Raw genomic sequence first — 26088 nt, forward strand, 5'->3', positions numbered from 1 at the left:
CGAACGAAAGACTTGACCTACATAACCGGCACGCCGGTGACCCACACGTGCAGATGGAAGGCGAATAGATAGTAGGCGATCAAGCCCACCACGAGCGTGACAATGGTGCCGGAGGCACGCGGTGTCACGGCCGGAGCGGGCTGGCGACGCCGGGCAGAGCGGAAGTCGAGCACAGCCCAGAGCAGGAAAGCGCCGAAGAAGACGATGTCGCCAAGCCGCCCATTGGCCAACAGGTGGGCAAACGCCCACACCTTGACCGCCAGCACCATGGGGTGGCCCAGCTTTACCTTGATATGGTTGTTGGGAACGTAAGCAGCCACCAGTAGGACGAAGGCGGGGATCATCAGCAGTGCTACGGCGTGACGCAGGCCCACGGGCGGAGACCACACCCAGGTGGGATCGAGCCGCATGCGCCCAAAGCCCCAGATCGCCAGCGCCAGGCCGATGATCGAGATAATCGAAAACAGCGCCTTCCAGCGTATCTCGCCCAGGCGCTGGATCTGCCGGTTGCGCCAATCATCGGCAAAGATACGCACCGAATGGGCGCCCAGAAATATCACCAGGCCAACGATCATCACTAACACGGCAGTGTCTCCATCAGCAGGAATTGAACGAATCGCAGCCAAGCCTACTCACTTGGTGTGTTCAGCGCCAGCGACGACGATGCCTGGCCGCCACACAGGAGACCTTGATGACCGACGATACCCCGCCTCTGCCCGACGTGCTGGCCGGTCCTCTACTGCGACGTTTGTCGACCGAGCGCCTGCTCCTGTGGCTGGTGACGTCTCGGCCTCTCGATCTCTCACTCATGCTGCACCCGGAAGGCCACCCACCGCGACGCTTGCTGCTGGGCGACGATCGTCTGCGGCGTGTTCCCGTGGGGCGTCATGCCTGGCTTCACTTGATCGACGTTTCCCTGGCCACGCCGCTGCCCACCGGCACCCTGATCGACTACGACCTGAAGGTGCTCGGCGAAGCGGGCGAGCGAGGTATCGCCGACTGGGGTCCGCACCTGCTGCATGAAGGCACGAACTACCTGAGTTTCGTACTGGGCGAGCGCCACCACCGTCTGCTGCACGGCTCCTGCCGCAAGCCGCATCACGACGGACCTGACGGCCTGGTGCGCGCCGACGCCTGGCTCGCCGAGCGGCGCAGGGAACCGCAGGAGTGGCCGGCCTGGCTGTTGATGACCGGCGATCAAGTCTATGCCGATGACGTGGCCGGCCCCATGCTGGTGGCCATTCACGCACTGATCGCGCGGCTGGGGCTGTTCGACGAAACGCTGGAGGGTGCCACGGTGCCCGACAGCCAGGCGCTCTACCGTGACGAGGCCACCTACTACCGGCGCGCAGCGCTGCTACCGGATACCGAGAGCGGCACCGCCCTGCGCGAGCGCTTCTTCGGCGGCGTGCGCAAGCCGGTGTTCACCACGGCCAACGCGCATAACCACCTGATCACCTTCGCCGAGGTCATGGCCATGTACCTGCTGGCATGGTCGCCGGTGCCGTGGCGCCTGGTCGAGATGAGTCCTCCCCCCCTCGACGGCGAGCATCATCATCGCTTCTTGGTCGAACGGGCCATCATAGAGCGCTTCGTCGAAGGCTTGCCCGCCTGCGCTCGCCTGCTTGCCCACCTGCCCACGCTGATGATCTTCGACGATCACGACGTGACCGACGACTGGAACCTCACCGCCGACTGGGAGCAGGTCGCCTACGGCCATCCGTTTTCGCGACGCATCATCGGCAATGCCATGCTGGCCTACCTGTTCTGCCAAGGCTGGGGCAATGACCCCGACCGCCTGGCCGATCTCACCGCACGAGGCGCGGAGCTGATGGAGCAGGCACGGCAGCGGGAGGGATGGCTTCTTGCCGAGGAGCAGGACGACCTGCTGCGGCAACTGCGGCGCTTCCAAGGCTGGGAATTCCGCATCCCGGGCTCGCCTCCCCTGCTGGTGCTGGATACCCGTACACGGCGCTGGCGTAGCGAGCGCCACCCGACCCGCCCTTCGGGCTTGATGGACTGGGAGGCGCTGATCGAGCTACAGGAGGCCATGCTCGACGCCCCTTCGGCCATCATCGTCTCGCCCGCGCCCATGTTCGGCGTCAAGCTCATCGAGGCCGTACAGCGTCTCTTCGTCCTCGCCGGCAAGCCGTTGATGGTGGACGCCGAGAACTGGATGGCCCATCGTGGCGCCGCGAATGTCATGCTCAACATCTTTCGTCATTCGCGCACTCCGGGGAACTACGTGATTCTGTCCGGCGACGTGCATTACTCCTTTACCTACGACATTCAGCTGCGACATCGTCAGGAAGGCCCCCGGCTCTGGCAGGTCACGTCCAGCGGCATCAAGAACGCCTTTCCCGTCAGCCTGCTGGATTGGTTCGACCGGCTCAACCGCTGGCTCTATGCCCCGCTCTCGCCGCTCAACTGGTTCACCAAGCGTCGCCGGCTGGCGATACATCCGCGCGACCCCGACCGTGCCAAGGCCGGTGAACGACTCTGGAACGGCTGCGGTCTCGGCCTGGTCGATTTCGACGCCGCGGGACGCCCGCAGGCGATCCGCCACCTCGATGCCCGAGGCTACGAGGTCGGTTTTCCTCTCGCTCGGGAGCAATAGAGCGAATGGTCTTGATGTGTGGCCAGTGCAGAGAATCGGCCTACCTGGCCGTGGCGCTGCTGTGCCTGGCGTACCGCTGCCGGCCCCGCACCTCACCAGGCGTACTCGAGCTGCATGGCGACCAAGTGAGCCGTGGGCATGCCGTACCGCTCGCTGATCTCCACAAGCGCATCGTCCAACGCTACGGCTGATGGCCCCATCGCCGGCCATAGCGTTTCGGCTGCATCGATCTCCTGCTCCGCCTCAATGACGAGGCCTCTCCGGGATCGAATCCAACGCTCGGAAGAGTGTGTCGCCACGACACTGGAGCGATACGTGCGGGACCAGGCATCGGCGCTCAATGCCAGGGCGATTTCATCGATGCCATCCTCGACCGGCAGTTCGAGACGCTCATGATTCCAGAAGGCCAATTTATTGCGGGCGATGGTCATCAGCATTTCCAGTGACAGGCCGAAGTCACCCGAATCGTGGCTGGCATCGAAGTCCGGTGTGCCAAGGTCGAGTGCCAGGCGGTCGGCCTGGGCAGTTCCTGCCACCGCTTCGACCAGCGCCAGCGAAACGGGGATGGAAGCCGACACGCCGGTAGTCGTCACGAAGCGGCCATCGACAACGTAGCGGTGGTCGCGAATCCAGGTCGTATCCTTGAAGCGTCGGCTAAGCTTGCCCAGGGAGAACCAATGCCCGGTTGCCGACTTGCCTTGCAACAGCCCGGCATGGGCCAGTGTCAGCACACCATCGCAGACCCCGACGATAACGGCACCGGACTCGGCTTGTTGCCGCAGCCATTGGATGGCTTCCGGGTCGTCGGGCCGATGCAGTGCCGGCACGATGACGATATCGGCTCCGTCCGGTTGCTGGGCATCGAATTCCTGAGTGGTCTGCTCTGTCTGTATTCTCAGCGCGGGATGCAACTGCACCGGACCTGGCCGTGTGGAGACCGACACCACCTCCATCTTGCCCGATTCCCTCAAGACGCCGTAGGGAACCATGAAATCCGTCGTTTCAGTGCCGTCGTTGGCGGCCAGGACAGCCACCAGGTGGCGGTCTCGCGCCCCCTTGGGTGCCGGTAGTTCCAAAGCGTGATGCTCGAGCAGACGCACCGAACCCGGGTTGCCGTACCGCCAACCCACTACAGCGATCGTGGCAAGAATCAACACGGCCAGACCAACCAGCCTGGTGACGTAACGTATGGGCATCAGGGCATCTCCAGTAAGCGGTGCGCTAATGCTGCGTCATGCCCAACTCTGGCGTAAATGACAAAGTCATCGCAGAATACGCCAATGCTCCCTTCATCATCAGCGATACCCCATACCGTTGCCCTGATCGGCTTCGATGGCATCCAGGCGCTCGACCTGGTCGGCCCCTTGGAGGTATTCAGCAAAGGCCAATACGCACTGCCCTGCGGCGGCCCCTGCCTATCGGGTCCTGCTGGCTTCTCCGTGCGGCGGAGACATCGTTTCCAATGCGGGTTTACGCATCGCCGGGACGCTGCCCCTGGCGTCGCTGCCATCACTGGACACCCTGATCGTCGCCGGAGGAAGTGAAGAAGGGTTGCGCCATGTCGCGGCAGAGACCGACCTGCTTGCATGGCTTCAAGAGCGCGCCCCCAGAACCCGGCGCGTGGCCAGCGTCTGTACCGGCGCCTTCGTGCTCGCGGCAGCCGGGCTGCTGCGCGGTCGAAGGGCGGCAACACACTGGTCGGCATGCGACACGCTGCAGCAGATGTGGCCCGACATCAGGGTGGATCATGGCGCGATCTATACCGCTGAGCCCCCCTTCTATACTTCCGCCGGCGTGACTACCGGCCTCGACCTCTGCCTTTCGCTGGTCGAAGCCGACTGCGGGTCGCAGGTGGCCCTTGGCGTGGCTCGCGATCTGGTCCTGTTCATGCGCCGGCCGGGTTCGCAGGCTCAATTCAGCGCCGCACTGCAGGCCCAGGCCGCCGCAGGTTCTCGTCTATCGCCCCTGATCAGCGCGATCATCGAAGACCCAACCGGTGACCTGAGCGTGCCGGCGCTGGCGGCACGCATCAACATGAGCGAACGCACCTTCGTGCGCCGCTTTCGCGAGGAGATCGGCGAAACGCCCGCTCAATTCGTCAAGCAGGCACGGGTCGACCGTGCCAAGACACTGCTGGAAACTTCCCGCTGGCCTCTGGCCCGAATCGCCGAACGCTCGGGTTTTGCCAGCCTGGATAGCCTGCACCGCACCTTCCTCAGGCTGGTGGGCGTCACGCCTTCCGCCTATCGCAGCTACTTCGGCACGCCCGGCCAGGCTTCCGATGAGAAGGGCTAAGCTCGCCCCTCCGGCTTCGCCAGGGGGTGGTAGGCCGGCCCTTCGATTACCTCGCCTTCGGTATCGAAGCGGCTGCCGTGGCAGGGGCAATCCCAGGTCGACTCGCTGGGGTTCCAGTGCACGATGCACTTCATGTGCGGGCACACCGCGGAGAGCACCTTGAGCTCGCCAGCCTCGGTGCGATGGATGGCGAGTTTATCGCCATCCACGGTGGCGACCCGACCTTGCCCTGGCGCGATGACATCGAAGGTATCCAGCTTCTCGGTACCCAGGTAATCCTTGACCATGTGCTTGGTCACGGTGACGTTTTCCCGCGCGTACTGCAGCGCCGATTTGCCCGGCGTGATGCGCCGTGCTCCGAAGCGTGCCTGCCAGGGATTGTCGCGTTCGAGGATCTGGTCGGCGATGATCGTGCCGGCCAGCGTGCCCCATACCAGGCCATCGGCGGCGAAACCGGTGGCCATGTAGAGATTGCCGTGGCCGTGCATGCGGCCGATGTAGGGCAGCCCGTCCGGTGAACCGTACTGCTGGGCAGACCACTGATGCGTGAACGCCTCGATATCGAAATGGCTCTCGAGGTAGGCACGCAGCTTCTGGTAGTAGTCCTCGTGATGCTCCCCGGTCTTGTGCTTCTCGCCGATCACCATCAGGTATTGCTCATCGCCGTGCCGATAGCTGCGCAGCGAGTGGAAGGGGTCGAGAACCCAGATGATGCCTTCGGGATACTCGCCGCTGCGCAGCCTGGCGCCGACGGCATACTCACGCGATACGAGCATGCCCGCCTGCACCAGGCTGATGCCCTTGGGCGTATGAGTCGCCTGCACGATGTGCTTCGCGGCGATGCAGGCCTCATTGGTTCTGACCAGCCCCTTGCTCGCGTCGATCTCGCGCACCGGGCTGTGCTGATGGATCACCACACCTTCGTCGAGCAGTCGGCTGGCCAAGCCCTGGACGTAGTGCAGCGGGTTGAACTGGGCCTGGTTGGGAATACGGATGCCCCAGCTGTCGAAGGGTAGCCCTGGCCCATCCGTCATCTCGGCGCCGAGCCCGGCGCTGACCAGCGCGTCGAGTTCATCGTTCAGGTCGTGTCGGGAATGCTGCCGGTCTTCCATCGACAGGCGATAGACCGGCTGACGCTTGAACTGACAATCGATGCCAAGACGTTCGATCGTCGCCTCGATATGATCGACGGCTTCGGCCCTGGCCCGAACCACCTCGGCCGCCACCTGGTCGCCCCACTTGCGATGCAGCGGCGCCTGCCCCGAGGCCAGCGTGGCGTAGAGATTGCCGGTGGAACCACCCGTTGCACCGGCCCCCACCGTGGCCGCCTCCAGCACCATGACCCGCTGCCCCGCTTCGACCAGCGCCAGCGCCGCGGTGAGCCCGGTGATCCCGGCACCGATGACGGCGACGTCCACCTCGATATCTTCGGTCAGGGAGGGGTGTTCGGCTATGCCACGGCTGCCCAGCTTCCATATCGGTTCCATAACGACTCCTTCCGCCGGCAAGTCAGGCTCCTTGCCCACAGTTATAGTTGCCCCGCCGAGGCTGCGCTAACGCGTGGGCGACGTTGCCAAGCCTTGATGACGATGAGCCCCACGCCCTCACCGACGAGGAAGACGGCAAGCTGATGCGCCTTGAGCCGCTCGAGGACGGCAGCGATTGACCGGCAGCACTTACATCGCAAGTGCTCAGTCACATAAAGCAACCGATGAAAACCGTATAAAAGCCGAAGCCTGCTACGTTGTAGAAGCGAGACAAAGGAATGCGTTACCAAGCAAAAAGGAGGATCCATGAAGATCAATAACCCTCAGGAACTGTTCACGCGCATGCTGTCGGAAACCAACAGCGCCGAGAAACAGATCACCCGCGCCTTGCCCAAGATGGCCCGTGCCGCCGATGACCCGAAGCTGGTCGAGGCGTTCGAGCACCACCTCGAGGAAACCCAGGGTCAGTTGGAGCGCATCGAGCAGGCAGCCGACTCCATTCCCGACATTCGGGTCAAGCGTCTCAAGAGCCATGCCATGGAGAGCCTGATCCAGGAAGGAGAGGATCTGATCGACGCCACCGAGAAGGGCCCGCTGCGCGATGCCGCCCTGATCGCCGCGGCTCAGAAAGTGGAGCATTTCGAGATCGCCACCTACGGCACGCTGTGCGAACTCGCCGAGCAGTTGGGCCACACCAAGGCCAAGCAGATCCTGGCCGAAACGCTCAAGGAGGAGAAGGCCACCGATGACAAGCTGAGCAAGATGGCCAAGCAGGACATCAACAGGAAGGCGAGCTAAGCGCTTTTACCTCGCGGCAGGCCGATCCCGGCCTGCCCGCTCGTTCTGGTCCACGCTTTTCCCCTTTTTACACCTTAGCCGTCGTGCGTGAACACTACGCCGCCACGCCGAAGACGTGCTTGAGATAGCGCACGTAGCTCTCGTCGCGCGACATGGTCTTGCCCGGCGAATCGGATATCTTGGCTACCGGCTGGCCGTTGCACGAAACCATCTTGATCACGATGTTCATCGGCTTAACTCCGGGCACGTCACAGGTCAGGTTGGTGCCGATGCCGAAGCTGGTGCGGATGCGCCCCTCCAGCGCCGTCTTGATGTGCATGGCCTTGTTGAAGGTCAGGCTGTCGCTGAAGATCAGCGTCTTGGTTCTTGGATCGATGCCCAGCGACTCGTAGTGCTGAATGCACTTCTCGGCGAACCACAGCGGGTCGCCACTGTCGTGGCGCAGCCCATCGAAGAGCTTGGCGAAGTAAAGGTCAAAATCGCGCAGGAAGGCATCGAGGGTGACCGTGTCGGTCAGCGCAATGCCCAGGTAGCCACGATACTCCTGCACCCAGGCCTCCAGTGCGGCCCGCTGGCTGTCCACCAGGCGGCTGCCCAGTTGCTGGTGTGCCATGACCCATTCGTGAGCCATGGTGCCCATCGGGCTGATGTCGTGCCGCCGCGCGATGTCGACATTGCTGGTGCCGACGAAATTGCCCGGGAATTCCGCCTCCATGACCTCGACGATCGCTTCCTGCACCGGCTGGGAGAGGCGCCGCCGCGTGCCGAAGTCGGCCAGGTTGAAGCCGGCAAGTTGTTCGGGTGTGTAGGCCTCGCGCAGCGCCTCGAGCTTGCGGCGCAGTTGGGCCACTGCCTGGTCGATCTCGACTTCCGGATAGAGGGTGCGATTGCGTACCTCGCTGATGATGGCGAGTATCACGATCTCGAACAGAATGCTGTGCGACCAGGGGCCGTCGATGACGATGCACAGCTCACTGCCCTGCATGCCGACCTGGACGTACTCCGGCCGGAAGCGGAACAGCTCCAGAAAGCGGATGAAATCGGGCGACATGTAGGCGAAGCTCGCCAGATAGTCCGACTCCGCGGGGGACAGCTGCAGCGTGGCCAAGCGGTCGATCTGCTCGCGGATCTCGGGTATGTAGCGTTCCAGGGGCTCGGCATCGCGACAGCGGAACTCCCAGGTGACGCTGGCGTTGGGGTACTGGTGATGGACCCCCTGCATCATGGTCAGTTTGTACCAGTCGGTATCCAGCAATGACCGGATGATCGGCCCTTCGCGGTAGGTCTTGCCCATGTCGCCTTCCGTTTGTGTGATCGTTGAGCTTGCGTCTGTCCGTTCAGGCTAGCGCTCGCCGCCCTGCTCCACCACCCGCGACGCCTGCCCGGGTCGCTTCGGTACGGCGGCCAGGAATTCGTCCGCCGCGGCATGCGCAGGCCGGCTCGCCAGGCTGACACCAACGAAGGTCAGGCTCGCCACGACGATGCCCCACACTCCTGCCGGCAGCCCCAGGAAACTGTTGCCGATGGCATAGACGAACAGCACGAAGGCGCTGGCAACGATGACGCTTGCCAGCACGCCGGGGGCGGTGCCTCGGCGCCAGTAGAAGGCCCCGATGATGGCCGGCACCACGGCGACCAACCCGGCCGACGCAGCCACCGAGAGCACCGCGATCAGGCTCAACTCCAGCTCGGCAAACCCCAGCGCCAGCAGTGCGATGACCGGAATGACCCACTTGCCGACGGCGAGCTGGCGCGCCTCGCTGCTGCCCGGCCTGAGATTACCGTAGACATCCCGGGCCACCATCGAGGAGAGCGTCAGCATGATCGAGTCGATGGTCGAAACCGCCGCCGCCAGGATGCCGATCATCACGATCACGCCCAGCAGGGGCGGCACGTAGCCGGAGGTCAGCAGCGATGGCGTGGCCAGGTCGGCGTTGTCGAGCCCCGGAAAGGCGACGATGGCCGAGAGTCCCCACAGCACCGAGACCAGGGTATAGACGAAGCCGAACACCAGGAAGCCGAGCAGCATCCGGCGCATCGCCGTTAGTGACGCCGGCATGAACAGGCGCTGACTGACCTGGGGATTGGAGAGGCTGAAGAAGAACCACGGAATGGTCAGGCCCAGGAAGGTGGTGAAGGTGAACAGCCCCTCCCCCGGCACCACCAGCATCTCGGGGCGCTCCGTGGCCAGCGTATCGAACAGCACCTGGAAGCCGCCAAGCCCCTGTATGACCAGGAAGGTCACCAGCGTGGAGGCCACGATCATCATGATCGCCTGCAGCGAGTCGGTCCACATCACCGAACGGATGCCGGCGATGTAGGAGAAGAACAGCGCCAGCGCCGTGGCCAGCAGCACGCCGGCGGTGAAGGGCACCGCGCCGTTGGTCGTGCCCTGCAGCAGGTAGCCGATGCCGGCGAGCTGCACCGCCGCGTAGGGAATCAGGAACAGGCAGTTGGAAAGTGCCACCACGATCGCCACCGCGCGGCTGTCGTAGCGCCGGCCCAGCATCTCGCTGGGGGTGACGAAACCGAAGGCCTTGCCCACGGCCCAGAAGCGCGGCCCGAATACCGCCACCAGCGAGACCCCGGCGAAGTAGACGATCTCGAACCCCAGCGCACCGACCCCGCCGGCGTAGGTCAGCCCTGCCAGCCCCACCATCATGAAGGCGCTGTAGGTGGTCGCGCTGTAGCTGAGCGCGGAAACGAAGCCGCTCATCTGCCGGTTGCCGAGGAAGTAGCTCGACATGTCCTGCGTCTTGCCCTGGCGCGACAGAATGGCAATGACGATGGCGATCGCCAGGTAGCCCGCGATGGCCCACCACACGAGGGAAACGGTCACGTCACCGGTCCTTGAAGTCGCGGGTGAGATAGACGTTCAGTACGATGACGGCCAACCCCGCCAGCGCCCAGAACAGGAAACTGCCGTACCAGCGCGGCAGGTCGCTGAGCAGTGTGTAGGGAACCGCATAACACAATGCGACCACGAGCCAGACCAGCCAGATCCCCTTGCTGCGTGGTCCCTTGTGCTTTACTTCCTCGCCTTCTCGCATAGCCCCCCCTTATCGCCTTGAACGAAGTCCATGCCTTCAGCCTAGATGACAGTGTCGGAAACGTGGCCGCCCTGCCCCACTACACTTAGGGAGCTGGGAATGAAAACGAATATGGCCAGGTGACTTCGATGAAACAGTCACATTCAAAGCCCAACCTGACGTTGACTTGCTATCGGGCGGGGGTGTTCGACCTGGATGGGGTCGTCACCGATAGCGCCCGCCTGCATTGCCTTGCCTGGCAGCGGCTCTTCGATGCCTATCGCGCAGAGCGGGTCGAGCAAGGCAGAGCAGCGTTTCCGGCATTCGATCCGAGCGTGGATTATCGGCGCCACATCGACGGCAAGCCGCGCTACGAGGGGGTACGCAGCTTCCTTGAAGCGCGCGGGATGCCCCTGCCATTCGGCACCCCGCAGGACAGTGCGGACCGAGAAACCGTATGCGGCCTGGGTAATCGCAAGCAGCGCTTTTTCGAGCAGTTGCTGGCCAAGCATGACGTCGAGGTTTTCGCCTCTTCAATCGCATTCATCGAGTCGATTCGTGCTGCAGGACTCAAGACAGCGCTGGTGTCGTCCAGCAAGAATGCCCGCGACATACTCACCAGGGTGGGGGTGCACCATCTATTCGATGCTGTAGTCGACGGTATCGATTCGGAGCGACTGGGACTGAACGGCAAGCCGCACCCCGACATCTTCAGCTACGCCGCCAGCCTACTCGCCATACCGCCAGAACGGGCCTTTGCCGTGGAAGATGCCCAGTCGGGGGTAGAGGCCGCCAGCAGAGCGGGCTTCGGTCTGGTGATCGGGGTCGACCGTGCCGGGCAGCGCGAGGACTTGCTGGCCCATGGAGCCGATATCGTCATCGACGACCTGGTCGAGCTGCTGCCGCCCGAAGCAGCGCAAGGGACCCCATTACCCGATGCGCTGGCTGGCTTCGATGCCATTGCCGAGTGCCTGGAACACCGGCTTCCCGCGATCTTCCTCGATTATGACGGCACACTAACGCCTATCGTCGACCGGCCTGAACTGGCCGTACTCGACGAAACCATGCGCCACACCCTCAAGCGCCTGGCCAAGCGTTGTAGTGTCGCTATCGTCAGCGGTCGCGATCGCGCCAACGTGGCTGCCCTGGTGGGCATCGGCAGCCTGGTGTATGCCGGAAGCCATGGATTCGACATCACTGGCCCCGGCGGGCTCTCCATGCAACATGAACGCGCCGCCGAATTCATGCCGCACCTGGACACCGCAGAGACCCAACTGCGGCAGCGCCTGGCCGGAACCCCCGGGGTGCTCGTCGAGCGCAAGCGCTTTGCTATCGCCATCCATTACCGGCTGGTCGCCGAGAGTGACGTGGACCACGTACTGGCGGCCGTCGAGTCAGTCGCGGAAGCGCTTCCCCAGTTGAGACGCACAGGCGGCAAGAAGATCTTCGAGCTGCGCCCACGGCTACCTTGGGACAAGGGCAAGGCCGTCTTCTGGCTGCTCGAGGCCCTCGACCTATCGCAGGCTGACATCATGCCGATCTATCTCGGCGACGACGAGACCGACGAGGATGCCTTCGTGGCGATGCGTGAGCTTGGCGGTCTCGGCCTCTTTGTGGGTGATGCTTACCAGGTCACCGCCGCCAGCTATCGACTGAACGACACCGTTTGCGTCGGGCGCTTTCTCGAGCGCCTGGCCGACATGCTGGAACCCCCCTCATGAGCGACTGGACACTCGACTACCTTCACTTCGATCCCGTCCAGGAAGGGCTGCGTGAAGCGCTGTGCACGTTGGGCAACGGCTACTTTGCGACTCGAGCTGCCGCGGAGGAAGCGGAAGCGGGCGAAATCCATTACCCGGGCACCTATCTCGCCGGCGGCTACAATCGGCTTACGACCGAGATCGCCGGCCGCGGGATCGAAAACGAGGACCTGGTGAACCTGCCCAACTGGCTTTGCCTGACGTTTCGTCCCGACGGCGGCGACTGGTTCAACCTGATGGCAGTCGAACTGCTCGACTACCTACAGACCCTTGACCTCGAGGCGGGAGTGCTCAAGCGCCAGCTCTTCTTTCGCGACCATCAGGGGCGTGAGACTCGTCTGCTGACGCGACGACTGGTGCATATGGCCCACCCCCACATCGGGGCTATCGAGTGGCGCCTGCGCCCTGAAAACTGGACAGGCCGTGTCTTGGTTCGCTCGGCCCTGGACGGTCGTGTCATCAATGCTGGCGTCGAGCGATACCGTCAACTGGCGAGCACTCATCTGGTGCCGTTGTCGACGGATATTCCCTACGACGACACAGTTCGCCTGCAAGTCGAAACCTGTCACTCCCGGTTGCACATCGCCCAAGCGGCACGTACACGCCTGCGCGTGAACGGCCAGACATTGGAGAACATGCGCCAAATATCGCAGGAGGCCGGCTACATCGCCCATGAGCTGGCCCTCGACCTTGCACCAGGCGACGAGGCCGTAATCGAGAAAGTCGTGGCGATGCATGCATCACGGGATTGGGCCATTGCCGAACCCGGCCTCGCCGCTTGCCAGTCGGTGTCCAGGGCGGGGGCATTCGACGATCTGCTGTCGAGTCATCAACGTTTCTGGAAGCATCTCTGGCAGCGCTGCGATGTGAAGCTCGAGGGAGGTGGGCGCGCCCAGATGATCCTTCGCCTGCACATTTTTCATCTGCTGCAAACGGTTTCGCCGCACATCGTCGACCTTGACGCCGGTGTGCCGGCCCGCGGGCTTCACGGCGAGGCCTATCGGGGGCACATCTTCTGGGATGAGCTGTTCATCTTTCCCTTCCTGAACTATCGCATACCCGAGATCACGCGCGCGCTGCTGCGGTATCGCTACCGGCGTCTGGAAGAAGCTCGCCACTTGGCGCGCAAAGCCGGGTATCAAGGTGCCATGTACCCTTGGCAGAGTGGTAGTGATGGGCGAGAAGAGAGCCAGCAGGTACATCTCAATCCCAAGTCGGGGCGCTGGGTGCCCGACGACAGTTCCCTGCAGCGCCACGTCAATGCCGCGATCGCCTACAACGTATGGCGGTACTATGAGGTTACCGAGGATTGCGAATTTCTGTCCTACTTCGGCGCCGAGATGCTATTCGAGATCGCTCGGTTCTGGCGAAGCGCCGCCACGTGGAATCCGCAGCGCAAGCGCTACGACATTCGTGGCGTGATGGGACCCGACGAGTTTCACGACCGCTATCCCGACGCGCAGACGCCGGGGCTCGACAACAATGCTTATACCAATGTCATGGCCGCCTGGGTACTGGCTCGCGCGGTCCACGTCTACGACCTCATCGGCGAGCGTCGTCGAGGTGAGCTGAGCGATATCCTCGGCCTCGAGGACGAGGAAATCAGCGGGTGGATTACGCTCAGCCAGAACCTGTACGTACCGTTCCATGCGGATGGCATTCCTAGCCAGTTCGAGGGATACGAGGACCTGCAGGAGTTCAACTGGGCCGGCTACCGCGAGCGCTATGGCGATATTCACCGTCTCGACCGGTTGCTCGAGGCGGAGGGAGATTCCGTCAACCGCTACAAGGCATCGAAGCAGGCCGACGTGCTGATGCTGTTCTACCTGTTCTCTGCCGAGGAACTGGGCGATATCTTCTCCCAGCTCGGTTATGCCTTCCCTGCTGAACTGATCCCGTCCACCATCAGCTACTACCAGCAGCGTACCTCGCACGGCTCCACCCTGAGCCGGGTGGTGACCGCCTGGGTGCTGGCACGCTCGGACCGCCGTCAGGCGTGGAACTTGTTCCAGCAAGTGCTGGAGAGCGATATTGGAGACAGCCAGAGGGGCACGACACAGGAAGGCATCCACCTTGGCGCCATGGCTGGCAGCGTGGACCTGATCCAGCGAGGCCACACCGGGCTCGAGGTTCGCGATGGCATGTTGCGCCTCAACCCCTGCCTTCCCGAAGCGCTGCCAGGCTTGCACATGCGGCTACGTTTCCGCGGCCACTGGCTTGAGCTCGACGTGAACCACGACTGCCTGACCCTGACGGCACCCGAAGGCTGGGGCGAACCGAAGCGAATCATGGTCTGCAACGAGACGTATTCGTTCAGCGAGAACCAGCCGCTGAAATTACACTATTCTGCAGGGGCTCGCTGCTGGCAGAAAAACAAGGATTGAATGGCCCTGTCAAATAGGATACTTATAGTGAACATTCCAAGCCCGCTTCAGTCGATAAGAAAACTTCGCGACAGCATAGCCTATCTTACCAGCAAGATAATCTTGGTTTATGTTGCTCTCGGCATAGCAGCTGTCGCCTTGGAAACTACAAACCTGCCGGGATTTTTAGATCCAATAAAATTTGAAAACTCTGGCACGGCTCGGGCCTTGCTTGCGACTTTTATCGCCAGCATGATCTCCTTGGTTGTATTTAGCTTTTCCATGGTGATGTCCGTTCTCACTCAGGCGGGGAGCAATTTTTCCAACAAGCTAGTGTTTAGCTTAATGACAGAAAAAAGACATCAACATGTACTTGGACATTACCTAGGGACGATTTTATATATCTTGATTCTCCTTTTGGTACCGGTAGAAGAGGAAGCGCCTGACACCTGGCGCTCGCTGGCTGTCTATCTAAGCGCAGCAATGGTTATCCACAGCCTTGTGCTATTCGTTTTTTTTATTCATGCCACATCTCAGTCGGTGCAGATAAATGCAATAACCCAAGGCTTGCTAAAATCCACACAACTCTCCTTGAAAAAGCTGAAAAAGCGGGAAGATAACAAGCTATATGTTCGTCAAAATCTCGTAACGCATAAACATACTTACCATACGATCCGCTCCCGAGACAGCGGTTACATACAGAGCGCAAAATTCGAAGCGTTGGCCAAAATTGCGCAAAACACCCGAATCATGATTCACTTCAATTTCAGCTTCGGTGACTTCGTGGTCAAGGATTTTCCAATCATCGACATCGTATCAAACAAGCCGCCTGGCGATGAAGTTATTCAAAAAATTCTTAATACACTCGAATATGTTGAAGGCGAATCTACAAAAGATCATTATATCAATGGGCTTACGCAGCTGATGGAGGTGGCCGTCAAGTCTCTTTCGCCAGGCATCAACGACCCGGGTACCGCACGTCTTTGCATTCACCAAATAACTGAACTTCTCTCTCAGCGGCTCAACATAACGCCTACCAACATGATCATAAACGACAAGGGAGAGTGTCTCGTTTCCTGGCATGAGGAGAGCTTCGAAAGCTTAATCTTCAAGCTATTCAACCCCATACTCCATTATGGAAAAAAGGACCTAAGCATTTGCCTATCGCTTTTGAAGGCTCTCAAGACTCTTTCGAACTTTGCAGACAATACAGATAGGCAATTGATACAGGCCCATGCCGACAGGATCATCAACATACTGGCAGACCATCACGCAGACCCTTTGGGATTACCCTTCATTGAGGCACGCATGAGTGCAGGAATTCACCATCTAGACATCCCTAGAAATCTACCTAAGGCAACCGGAAAACTTTAATGCTACGTCATTAACAGACGCAAATAACCAAGGCTGGTCACGCCGATAAAGCGTTGCATCGGCTAAGCAGCCTCAAAGCCCCTGCGCACCCCGGCGCAGCCAATCATGCACGAAGGAGAGCTTGCGGAGCGCGGCACCCGACAGCACGAAGGGGTAGAGATCCGAAAGCCCCATGGATCGATTGACGTGGTTGACTCCTGCTGCGAGGGAGGCAGCGACATGAATCAGGCGCATGGCATCCGGTTCCGAATAGGGATCCCAGCCCGGGTTCGGCAGCTCCGGCGAAGACAGGCCCGCCGCTACGAAGCTGTCCGTGATATCGGTCAGGTGCAGTAGGTGCGCCGAGGTCTCGGCCCAATCCTCGTGTGGATGCGCAGAGGCGTAGGTCGTCAGGAAGCGCTGCCTCCAGTCGGGTGGCGGACCCTCTTGGTAATGCTGCTGGAGCGCGGCAGGGTAATCCTTACGTTCATCGCCGAACTCGGCACGGAAGGCATCGAGGAAATCGTCACGAAGGCTGAGCCGCCACCAGAGCATGTGTGAGATTTCGTGGCGCATGTGGCCAATCATGGTGCGGTAGGGTTCATCCAGGGCCAGGCGCCGGGTTGTGCTCAGCACCGGGTCCGCCTCGGCCACGCTGATGGTTACCTTACCGGCCACATGGCCCATGAGCACGGGGGTTGGACCTTCGGCGAGCAAGTGAAAAACGGGGCGCGCGCCGGGATCCTCCGGCCGGAACCAGTGCCAGCGGCCGAGGTTGTCGAGGGTCCAGCGCTTGGCGACCTCGGTCTGCGCCCAGTTCGGGATGGCGCCGGGAATCGAGGGATCGGGAGCCAACTCCGTCATGGCACAGGAGCGACAGAAAGCCCCCTGTTCAGGAGCAATCCAGTTGCAGCCGATGACCTCGCGGTTGGCGCAGAAGGGAGGCATGGGCAGGAAGGCTCGCGCCTGCGGATCGTAGGCAACGGGAGTTCCGTCGGCGGTGGCAAGGTTGTCGAACCAGAGCGAACCGGAACCCACAGGATTGGAAAATACGCGCATATTAAAGATCTCCGTAACAGAAGCCACTAGGACGAAGGATAGTAATAAACACCCTTCATTTTAAGGTGCGCGTAAAACGCTCCACCTTTCCATCCCAAGCCACTGAAAAGAAAGAAGAACCCGGCCTCAATAACACTTGAAGCCGGGCTCTCTTTATCGCTGTGTATCCCTACTTTCTATCACGAGCATCCTACTCGTGCATCCTTGGCGAACTAGAGCTTCCCTTGCTCGTTCTTCCTTGCGAAAAGCGTCCTTGCTCTACGTTATTCATAGTGGCACATATCTTTCGATATGGACACCTTTATTCAACTTTTATAAGTCCAATTTACCCCTCGAATATAATTAATTTACCTAACCCAGAGTTTTTTAAAAGCCATGACACATTTAAGATAAAAACTCTGAGCAAGACACCGATATTTACTGATACACCTGCCTCACTGTCGTGGGCTGGGTATTTGGCAGAGTCAATACCAAGTGGTGCCGAGCGCCATCAAGCGGTACACGGACTATTCCCGCTTCGCACGCCAACATTTCACCATCCAAGTGAATTTGCGGGGTGGCAGGGTGACGTTCAGACGCCTTCTTCACATGAATGGTGTAATGGGATGAGGCCACTTCGATGGTTGCCTCGAAACCCGGCCAGGCGGCCGGCAGGCAAGGCGCGACGACCAGAAAGTCACCTTCGCGGCGAATACCCAGGATGCCTTCGAGCCCCGCCCGATACATCCAGCCGGCAGCCCCCGTGTACCAGGTCCAGCCGCCCCTCCCGGCATGCGGGGCGACGGAATAGACATCGGCAGCGACGACATAGGGCTCGACTTTATAGCGCGATGCCTCTCGAAACGTACGGGCATGATTGATGGGGTTGAGCATCGAGAACAGGTCGGCGGCTTTATCGCCCTCTCCCAGCTTTGTAAACGCCAGGATGGCCCACATAGCGGCATGGCTGTACTGCCCGCCATTCTCCCGAAGCCCCGGAGGGTAGCCGCTGATATAACCCGGATCGCGTTCGGGCTGGTCGAAGGGGGGCCAGAACAACAGGGCAAGCCCGGGATCCTCCCGAAGCAATTCGCGCTCCAGCGAGCGCATGGCGGTTGCGGCCCGTTGAGGGTTTGCCGCACCGGACAGCACCGCCCAGGATTGCGCAATCGAGTCGATACGGCATTCCTCGCTCTCCTGGGTGCCGAGCCAACTGCCGTCGTCGTAGGTCGCCCGCCGATACCATTGGCCGTCCCAGGCGTACTGTTCGAGCGACTCGCGCAGCGAGCCTGCATGCGCCCGCCAGCGGCTGGCACGGGCATCTTCCGCGCTGCGCTGTTCGGCGAGCGGAATGAACATGTCCAGGGTACGTGCCAGCAGCCAGCCCAGCCATACGCTTTCCCCCTTGCCCGCTTCACCGACCCGGTTCATGCCATCGTTCCAGTCGCCGCCGCCGATCAGCGGCAGGCCATGCTCGCCCGTCAGCGCCAGGCACTGGTCCAGGCCGCGGGCGCAATGCTCGTAGAGCGAGGCGATTTCATCAGCGACCATGGGTTGGAAGAAGGCATCGTGCTCGCCGTCACCGAGCAAGGCGCCTTCCAGGAAGCTCACCGGCTCGTCCAGCACGGCGGCATCACCCGAGGTGGCGATATAGAGGGCGCTGGCATAGGCCAGCCAGACCCGGTCGTCGGAAATGCGGGTCCGCACGCCCTGGCCGGAATGAGGCAGCCACCAGTGCTGCACATCCCCTTCGACGAACTGTCGCGTAGCGGCGCGTAGCAGGTGGTGTCGGGTCGTCTCGGGACTGGCAAAGGTCAGGGCCATGCCATCCTGCAGTTGATCGCGGAAACCGTAGGCGCCACTGGCCTGGTAGAAGGCGGAACGGGCCGTGATGCGACAGGCGATGGTCTGGTAGAGCAGCCAGCCGTTGAGCATGACGTCCATGGCGCGGTCGGGCGTGGAGACCTGCACGGCGCCAAGCTGCTTCTGCCAGTAGGCCGTGACCTTGGCGAGCTCGGCGTCAAGATCGGCCTCGCGATAACGGATGATGAGGTCTCTGGCTTCGTCGGCGGAGCGGCCCTGCCCGATGAACGCGACAACCTCCATCGTCTCACCCACCGCCAGCTCGACGGTGCACTGCAGGGCCGTGCAGGGATCCAGGCCCGCCCCCGTGGTGCCGGAAAAAGGTGTGTGGCCGGCCAGGCCGGCGGGTGCCGCATGGCTGCCACCGTGGCCGAGGAATTCAGCGCGATCCGCTGTCCAGGCCGTTTGCCGGCCGCCCAGGTCGGCGAAGGCGACGCGTCCGGGAAATGCCATGTTCCAGGGATTGTGTACCAGCATTGCCCCACTACCCTCATCCCTGTGCGTTATCAGGAACGGACCTGACGAACTTCGCGACAGGCCAAGCGACCATTCCACGTAAGCGGTAACGGACAGCCGACGGGGCCGCCCCGAGCGGTTCTCGAGGGTCAAACGCGAAATGCGGATAGGATCGTCGAGCGGCACGAAATGCACGAGGCCGAGTGCGATACCCTGTGCCTCGTGCTCGAAGCGGCTATAGCCGAAGCCGTGCCGGGCGACATAACGCCCCTCGTCACGCACCGGTAGTGCCGTGGCCGTCCACACCGCCAGGGTCTCTTCGTCACGCACGTAGATCGCCTCACCGCTGGGGTCCATGACGGCGTCGTTCGACCACGGGGTAAGCGGGTTTTCGCGGCTGTTGTCGGCCCATAGGTAGCCGCTGCCCTCGGCCGAGACCTGGAAACCGAACCCTGAGTTGGCAATCACGTTGAGCCAGGGAGCCGGCGTGGAGCGCCCGGCCTCGAGTATGGTCACATACTCCCTACCCTGCTTGTCGAAGCCCCCCAGGCCATTGAAGAATTCGAGAGCCGGCGGAGTCTCAGCGCCCGGCGCCTCATCTACCGTGTCGCGCGGCACCACCTCCCTTGGGGCCGGGGCGGGTGGCGGGTGGTGAAGCGCGGGGGGGATCAGCGCAAGCTGGTCGGCAATCGGCCCGCGGTGTGCCACCAGCGCCACCCGCGCCACGGACTGCAGCAGAACACGTGCATCGAGACTCATCAGATCGGCGCGCAAGGTGATGACCGAACCCTGGGCATGGCCCTCGTGGATGCGTGGCCGCGGCTGGCTGCTGTGCACCGCCGTCTCGATGGCCTGTTGGAGGTCCTGCACATAGGAGGAGGCACGCTCGTTGACGATCACCAGGTCGACACCGAGACGTTTCATGCGCCAGTACTCGTGAGCGCGCAGCAGCTGGCGAACCTGAGCCATGTCATCGGTCGAATCGATGCGCAGCAGGACGATCGGCAGATCGCCGGATATGGCATGCGGCCACAGTGCCGACTGCGGGCCCGCACCGCGCGCAATGGCCTCACGCGAGGCCCTGAAGCGGGCGTCGGCATACAGGATGGGGGCGGCCAGGCGCTGGAAGTCCGCCGCCTCATCGGGCGTGACGGCCAAGTGCCGGAGCTGGACTTGTGCCTGGGTCCAGGCCAGTGTCTTGGCCCGCTCGAAGGCGCTGCGATCGTGATGCTTGTCGATCAGGTCCAGCAGCGCCTCGCGCGAGCCTGCCACGACGGTCCAGAAGGCGATACGGGCCACTTTGCCGGGGGCAACCTGGAGGCGATGGCGTAGCGAAAAGATCGGATCGAGCACCGTGCCGGTGGTATTCGTCAGCGGCTGTTCTCCGCTCAGGGCAGCGGCTGTCGTCACCGTGCGCCCCCGACCGATGAAGCGGGCGCGATCGGTCTCGTATTGCGCTTCGCCCAGGGTCTCGCCTTCCACGACGGCGAAATGGGCGGCCCAGGTCTCTGCCTCGTCCGGTCCACGCCGGCGTCGGGTGGCGATCAGCGCACCGAACTCCTCAAGGTACTCGGTGACCACGAACAGCTTCGCAAAGGCGGGGTGGGCATTGTCGGTGGCCGGCGCGGTCAGCACCAGTTCCGAGTAGGAGGTCACGTCGATATCCCGCACCCGCCGTCCGCTGTTGGTCAATGACACGCGCCGCACCTCGCTGTCGTCCTCGCCCGAGACAAGGACGTCGAGGTGGGTGACCAGGTCGCCATGGCAATGCGTGAAGCGAGCATAATCCTCGGCAAAGAGCACCTCGTGGCGGCCCTTCTCGACCACCCGGCCTTCACCGGGCATGGGGCCGCTGGCCGACCAGACCTCGGTCATGCGCCTGTCGCGCAAGAAGATGAAGCTGCCCCAGTGATCGCGGGTCGCATCCTCTTGCCAGCGGCTGATGGCGATATGCCGCCAGCGGCTGTAGCCCGCTCCCCTCGCCGTCAACATGACCGAGTAGCGCCCGTTCGATAGCAGATGGGTCACTGGCGCGCCTTCGGCCGTTGCCGTGATTCGCCGAACCGCATGGCTCTCGTTGAGCGTCTCGCTCGGCGCCGACTTGACCTCCTCGGCACGAGGGTGAGCGATGGCTGCGTCACGCGGTAGGCGTTCCTGCAGCAAGAGTTCGCTGGCCTGAATGATCGGCTCACGATGGAAGCGCTCACGCATGCGGCCGTCATGCAGGGTATTGGCGATGCCCACGATGGTCATGCCCTGGTGGTGGGCCATGAAGCTACGCACGATAGCGACCTCTTTTCCCGCCGGAACGCGCGAGCGAGTGAAGTCGAGCGCCTCGTAGAAGCCATGGCGGCCCAGTGCCCCCATGTCGGCGAGCCGCACGAAGTTGCGACGCGCCCCGAGAGGATCGACCATCGTCGCCAGGCCAGTGGCATAGGGGGCCACCACCAGGTCGGCAGAGAGGCCACGCTTCAAGCCCAGGCCGGGCACGCCGAAATTGGAATACTGGTAGGTGAATTCCAGGTCGCGGGCGTTGTAAGCGGATTCTGAGAGCCCCCAGGGGACGCCCAGCGAAGCGGCATACGCCATCTGGCGCTTGACCACCAGGCGGTTGCTTTGCTCGAGGAGACTGCCCGCGGGGGCGCGCATCACCAGCGAGGGCATCAGGTACTCGAACATCGAGCCCGACCAGGAAATCAGCGCCGAGCCGTGATCCAGCGGCGTGGCCGTACGCCCGAGGCGGAACCAGTGGCGCGTGGGGACATCGCCCTTGGCAATCGCCAGCAGGCTGGCCAGCCGCGCTTCGGAGGCGAGCAGGTCGTAGCAACTGCTGTCGAGGGTGTTGTCGTCCATGGAATAACCGATCGACAGCAACTGACGCTCGGCAACGAGCAGGAAGCCGAACTCCATCTCCAGCGCCATGCGTCGCGCGGTGTCGGCGATCTGCCTGAAGCGGGCCCGGAGCCGGTCTCGGGGATCGCTCTTGGCGAGCTGCTTGCGGTCGCGGCAATGCTCGTCGACCGACGTGTGCAAGGCCCCCACCCAGAACAGCACCTCTTCGACCCAGGGAGCTTCGAGGTTTTTCAGGGCCCCTTGGGCCATGCCCGCGGTGCGGTCACTGAGTCGTTTCAGCCCCGGTAACCACGCCTCGTGATCGGGATCGCCCTGCAAGTGCGCCGCTATATCACCCAGGCCAGCCTTGAGTGATGTGACCTCCGCGCCTTGCGCCATGGGCGCCGCCTCGAGGGCCACGTGCACCAGGTGCACGTGATCCGCGATCCCTGGGCGAGGGTCGAACGACAGGTCGGCTTCCAACCACATTTCGCAGGCGTTGGCGACGACCAGCAGGTGGCCCGCCAGGTTGCCGCTGTCGACCGAGGAGACGTACTGGGGGTCCAGCGGGCGAAGATCCTCGGTGTCATACCAATTGAAGAAATGCCCCCGATAGCGCGGCAGGGTCTGCATGACGCCCAGCGTGGCCTCGAGACGCTCTGCGCCAGCCAAGGCGCCCAGCCAACCGAAATCACGAGCGGCCAGAACCGAGAGAAGATAAAGCCCCATGTTGGTCGGGGAGGTACGCCGGGCAATGACGGGTCGAGGCGTTTCCTGGAAATTGTCCGGGGGCAGCCAGTTGTCGCAAGCCGTGACGAACGTTTCGAAGAAGCGCCAGGTGCGCCGAGCGATCAGCCGCAGTTCACGCGCCTCGGCTACCGACAGCGCGTGTTGCGGCGCGAGACTCCGCGGCCGGCTGATCCAAGCGGCAATAGCCGGCGCGGCCAACCAGAGTAGCGCCAAGGGCAGCACCACTGGCCAGGCCCCAGGCGCATGGCTCACGGTGCCCAACGACACCACTAGAGCCAGCGTGGTCCCCGGCGCCATGCTCCGGTAAAAGCCCGTCAACGTCAGTCGCGGGCGCCCCGTCGACTGAGCGGCGGTCGTCCACTCGAGCAGGTGGCGGCGTGTGATCGCTACGCGTACCAGGGTCCTGACGATGGCATCCAGCATTCTCCAGGTCTGGTCGGGAAGCAACGCGACCCACAGCAGCGTCTGGGCCGATGCCAGCTTCAGCTCGATAATCCACTGATGGAAATAGTGAGGCCAGTTGACGCCCGCCCGAGCCGGAACCAGCGATATCAAGAGGGGCAACAGCGTGGGGGCGGCAATGGCCGTGATGACGAACAGCGTGCCTGCCAGAGCCGCCTGCAGCGGCAATAGCCAACTGACGACGAGACACGCCAGCAGCAGCGGCGTCAGTAGCGAGCGGCGCATGTTACCCAGCAGCTTCAGACGCCCGGTCCAGGGCATCTCCCGCGCGAAAACCCATGGCACCAATTGCCAGTCTCCACGGGTCCAGCGATGCTGGCGCTTGGCGGCGACATCGTAGCGGGAGGGGAACTCCTCGATGACCTCCACATCCGAGGCGAGACCGGCACGGGCGAAAACCCCTTCGAACAGATCGTGGCTGAGTACGCTGTTCTCCGGGATGCGTCCGCTGAGAGAGGCTTCGAACGCATCGATATCGTAGATGCCCTTGCCGGCGAAAGAGCCCTCGCCGAGAAGATCCTGATACAGGTCGGAAATGGTCGCGGCATAGGGATCGATGCCCCCGGGCGCGGAGAAAAGGCGTTGATAGAGCGAACCTTGTTGACCCAACGGCAGCGAGGGCGTGACTCGCGGCTGGAGAATGGCGTAGCCCTCCATGACACGCTGGTGGCGTTCATCGAACCTGGGTCGGTTCAGCGGGTGTGCCATCTTGCCGATGAGCCGGCTGGCCGATCCCCGGGGCAGGCGAGTATCGGCATCCAGCGTGATGACGTAGCGCACGTCGTTCGGCAGAGCGGCTGGGTTCAGGAAGGTGGTATCGCGGGCGCCACGGAGCAGGCGGTTGAGTTCATGCAGCTTGCCGCGTTTGCGCTCCCACCCCATCCAGCAGTTTTCGCTGCGATTGAACACCCTTCGGCGATGCAAGAGATAGAAACGCGCGCCACCGTCACTGGCACCATAGCGGCGGTTCAGTTTGTCGACTGCCATACCGGCGGCGACCAGCAGCGGGGCATCCTCGGCGATATCTTCGTGCTGGGCATCGACCCCATCGGTCAGCAGAGCGTATACAATGGCGCCGCCACCGCTGGCCAGGTGATGGACCTCCAGCCGTTCGATCTGCTCCTGCAGGTCGGCCTCGCTGGTCAGCAGCGTCGGTACGGCGACCAGTGTACGAAGTGAGGACGGAACGCCTTCGGAGAGATCCAGGCTCGGCAGGGGCTTCGCACTGACGGTGAAAATGATGAGACGGTTGACCAGCAGCGTAGCCACTTCGGTGGCGGGCAGCAGCCCCAATAGACCCAGTATCGACAGCCACCCCAGGGGGAACTCACCTGCGGAAAGCGACAGCGACCATAACGCCCCGGTTACCAGCGCCAGCAACCCAACCGTGACGAGCGCAATCAGGCCGACGTAACCGCTCATCCCATATGTCAGAAAGGCCTGCCGCAAGCGCTCGCGGGGCGAAGGTCGAAAGCCGATCGCTTGCTCCAGCGAAGGCCGGCCTGACGCAATCAGGAAATAGCCGGGGTCGCCCAGCCGGGCGGCCTCGACGGGGCCTTCGGCGTTCGCCATGGCCTCACGCGCCGCGGCCAGGGCATATTCCACGACTTCCAGTTCCTCATGCCTTGAACCCCGGGCCAGCTGTTCTACGGCACTGCGGTAACTATTGCGAGTCGGGAAATCCAGCGTTGTGAAGGGGCTGCCTTGGTTCAGCCGTGCGTCGACCAGGCTGACGCTCTCGAAAAGTTCCGCCCAGTCGATACTCGATACCAAGCGCATGCTGGTAATGACGTTGCGCACGGTGACGTTGGCAGCACCCTGGCTCTGCTGAGCATGCTGAACCATGTCATCGATGGAATCGCCCTGGGCAGCGACGCGCTCCTCCAGCCAGCCCACCATGGGGTTGGCTCGCGAATCCAGCCCTCGCAAACGCTTCGCTAGTTGGGCAACGAAAGGCGCGGCCAATGGCTTCGTGTTACGCGGTGGCGTACCGTCATCCAGGTTGGAGCGATGACCCTCGGGAGCGAGCCAGCGAGTGGCCAGCGCGTCAGCCTCGTTGCGCGCCGCCTGCTCACTGACGATCTGGTCGGCAAGGCGCCGCAGGTTCTCGACAAGTACGATGCGCAGGGTAATCGCTACCGCCCATAGCTCACCGATACTCAACGGCTGAACGCGTTGATAGGCGGCAATGAAGCCTTGCAGGTTGTCGGGATCGAGGTGACTGTCGGTATGGGCGACGAAGGCCCAGGCCAGGCCGAAGACGCGGGGATAGCCGGCAAAGGGGCCTTCGGCCAGTTTCGGTAGCTGTCGATAATAACCGGGAGGCAGGTCGCCGCGGATCTCGCGGATCTGAGCTTCGATGATATGGTAATTGTCGAGCAGCCAGGCCGCGGCGGGAACGATATCGCGCCCCTCGGCTACCTCTGTGGCGCTGGCGCGATAGGCCTTCAGCAGAACCGTGGCATTGTCATCGAGCCGCCTTGCCAACGGCAAGACCCGAGGGGGCTGGTCAGTGACACGCTGAGCCAGCGCAAGGCTGCTGGCATGCTGATCGAGCCGTTCGACACTGAACAGCTCTTCCCGCACCGGGGCGGTATCATTCCAGGGTGATGCCGAGGTAAGCGCCCAGAAAGAAATGCGATGAATAAAGGCCACAAGCACTATCCTGGTCGATGCGCCTTACCCACTGGGGCAGGCGATATGTCACTACCAGAATCATGTGAGAAGAGCATGCTCTTGTCGGTTCGCTAGCGCACCGAACTGTTGAAAATACTGGGGCAATATCGATGGGTCGCCGTCATGCATCTTGCGGATGGCGTCACCGAGGTCACCCACATGGACAACCTTCGCAATCCGACAGCCAGCTCCCGTGCCCCGAGGGGCTTACGTCCCGCCATCCCGCGTCGCCCCGACCGCGAACCGATCGATTTCGGGACGTTCAAGTACGCCCACATTGCCCCCTGCGCTAGCCGGAGCGTGTCACTG

At 62.5% G+C, this 26088-nt stretch carries 14 protein-coding genes; 6 read left to right on the plus strand and 8 right to left on the minus strand.

Going from position 1 to position 26088, the window contains the following annotated elements; translation table 11 throughout:
- Positions 1 to 17: 17 nt before the first annotated feature.
- The gene (locus ACRWQA_RS15785; protein WP_263583928.1) at positions 18 to 575 is read right to left on the minus strand and encodes an NnrU family protein; all 558 of its coding nucleotides are present in this window, start codon (positions 573 to 575) and stop codon (positions 18 to 20) included.
- A gap of 116 nt (positions 576 to 691) precedes the next feature.
- Here ACRWQA_RS15785 and ACRWQA_RS15790 point away from each other — a divergent pair, with 116 nt between their 5' ends.
- The gene (locus tag ACRWQA_RS15790; RefSeq protein WP_434228213.1) at positions 692 to 2617 is read left to right on the plus strand and encodes a metallophosphoesterase family protein; all 1926 of its coding nucleotides are present in this window, start codon (positions 692 to 694) and stop codon (positions 2615 to 2617) included.
- A gap of 92 nt (positions 2618 to 2709) precedes the next feature.
- On the opposite strand, the gene ACRWQA_RS15795 is transcribed toward ACRWQA_RS15790, so the two are convergent.
- Positions 2710 to 3813, minus strand: a complete 1104-nt coding sequence (locus tag ACRWQA_RS15795; protein ID WP_263582964.1) for a DJ-1/PfpI family protein — start codon at positions 3811 to 3813, stop codon at positions 2710 to 2712.
- 136 nt (positions 3814 to 3949) lie between these two features.
- On the opposite strand from ACRWQA_RS15795, the gene ACRWQA_RS15800 reads away from it, so the two are divergent.
- On the plus strand, positions 3950 to 4912 hold the full coding sequence (locus ACRWQA_RS15800; RefSeq protein ID WP_434228215.1) for a GlxA family transcriptional regulator: 963 nt from the start codon (positions 3950 to 3952) through the stop codon (positions 4910 to 4912).
- Here the strand turns inward: ACRWQA_RS15800 and ACRWQA_RS15805 are convergent.
- Positions 4909 to 6399, minus strand: a complete 1491-nt coding sequence (locus tag ACRWQA_RS15805) for an FAD-dependent oxidoreductase (RefSeq protein ID WP_434228217.1) — start codon at positions 6397 to 6399, stop codon at positions 4909 to 4911. The genes ACRWQA_RS15800 and ACRWQA_RS15805 overlap by 4 nt on opposite strands.
- A gap of 306 nt (positions 6400 to 6705) precedes the next feature.
- On the opposite strand from ACRWQA_RS15805, the gene ACRWQA_RS15810 reads away from it, so the two are divergent.
- The gene (locus tag ACRWQA_RS15810) at positions 6706 to 7197 is read left to right on the plus strand and encodes a YciE/YciF ferroxidase family protein (RefSeq protein WP_263582961.1); all 492 of its coding nucleotides are present in this window, start codon (positions 6706 to 6708) and stop codon (positions 7195 to 7197) included.
- A 94-nt stretch (positions 7198 to 7291) separates the two neighbouring features.
- On the opposite strand, the gene pncB is transcribed toward ACRWQA_RS15810, so the two are convergent.
- From pncB to ACRWQA_RS15825, 3 genes are read right to left on the minus strand one after another with little or no spacing between them, the layout of a single operon-like run.
- The gene (gene pncB / locus ACRWQA_RS15815; protein WP_263582960.1) at positions 7292 to 8491 is read right to left on the minus strand and encodes a nicotinate phosphoribosyltransferase; all 1200 of its coding nucleotides are present in this window, start codon (positions 8489 to 8491) and stop codon (positions 7292 to 7294) included.
- A 48-nt stretch (positions 8492 to 8539) separates the two neighbouring features.
- Positions 8540 to 10036: a sodium:solute symporter family protein gene (locus ACRWQA_RS15820; protein WP_434228220.1), complete on the minus strand. Its 1497-nt coding sequence runs from the start codon at positions 10034 to 10036 to the stop codon at positions 8540 to 8542.
- A 1-nt stretch (position 10037) separates the two neighbouring features.
- Positions 10038 to 10247 (minus strand): hypothetical protein, encoded by a 210-nt coding sequence (locus tag ACRWQA_RS15825; RefSeq protein WP_434228222.1) that lies wholly within the window; start codon positions 10245 to 10247, stop codon positions 10038 to 10040.
- A 128-nt stretch (positions 10248 to 10375) separates the two neighbouring features.
- Between ACRWQA_RS15825 and otsB the strand changes: the two genes are divergently transcribed.
- Genes otsB through ACRWQA_RS15840 form a run of 3 tightly spaced genes read left to right on the plus strand, consistent with a single transcriptional unit; the run spans position 10376 to position 15723 of the window.
- Positions 10376 to 11947 (plus strand): trehalose-phosphatase, encoded by a 1572-nt coding sequence (otsB, locus tag ACRWQA_RS15830; RefSeq protein WP_434228224.1) that lies wholly within the window; start codon positions 10376 to 10378, stop codon positions 11945 to 11947.
- Positions 11944 to 14370: a glycoside hydrolase family 65 protein gene (locus tag ACRWQA_RS15835; protein ID WP_434228226.1), complete on the plus strand. Its 2427-nt coding sequence runs from the start codon at positions 11944 to 11946 to the stop codon at positions 14368 to 14370. The genes otsB and ACRWQA_RS15835 overlap by 4 nt, the downstream gene beginning before the upstream one ends.
- A 27-nt stretch (positions 14371 to 14397) precedes the next feature.
- Positions 14398 to 15723, plus strand: a complete 1326-nt coding sequence (locus ACRWQA_RS15840; protein ID WP_434228228.1) for a DUF2254 domain-containing protein — start codon at positions 14398 to 14400, stop codon at positions 15721 to 15723.
- A gap of 72 nt (positions 15724 to 15795) precedes the next feature.
- On the opposite strand, the gene ACRWQA_RS15845 is transcribed toward ACRWQA_RS15840, so the two are convergent.
- Both ACRWQA_RS15845 and ACRWQA_RS15850 read right to left on the minus strand, forming a co-directional pair.
- A complete protein-coding gene (locus ACRWQA_RS15845; RefSeq protein WP_263582954.1) occupies positions 15796 to 16761 on the minus strand; it encodes a zinc-binding metallopeptidase family protein in 966 nt (321 codons plus the stop codon).
- 417 nt (positions 16762 to 17178) lie between these two features.
- Complete coding sequence (locus tag ACRWQA_RS15850) at positions 17179 to 25758, minus strand: GH36-type glycosyl hydrolase domain-containing protein (RefSeq protein WP_446326196.1); 8580 nt, start codon at positions 25756 to 25758, stop codon at positions 17179 to 17181.
- Positions 25759 to 26088 lie beyond the last annotated feature (330 nt).

Source organism: Billgrantia sp. C5P2, from assembly GCF_051062895.2.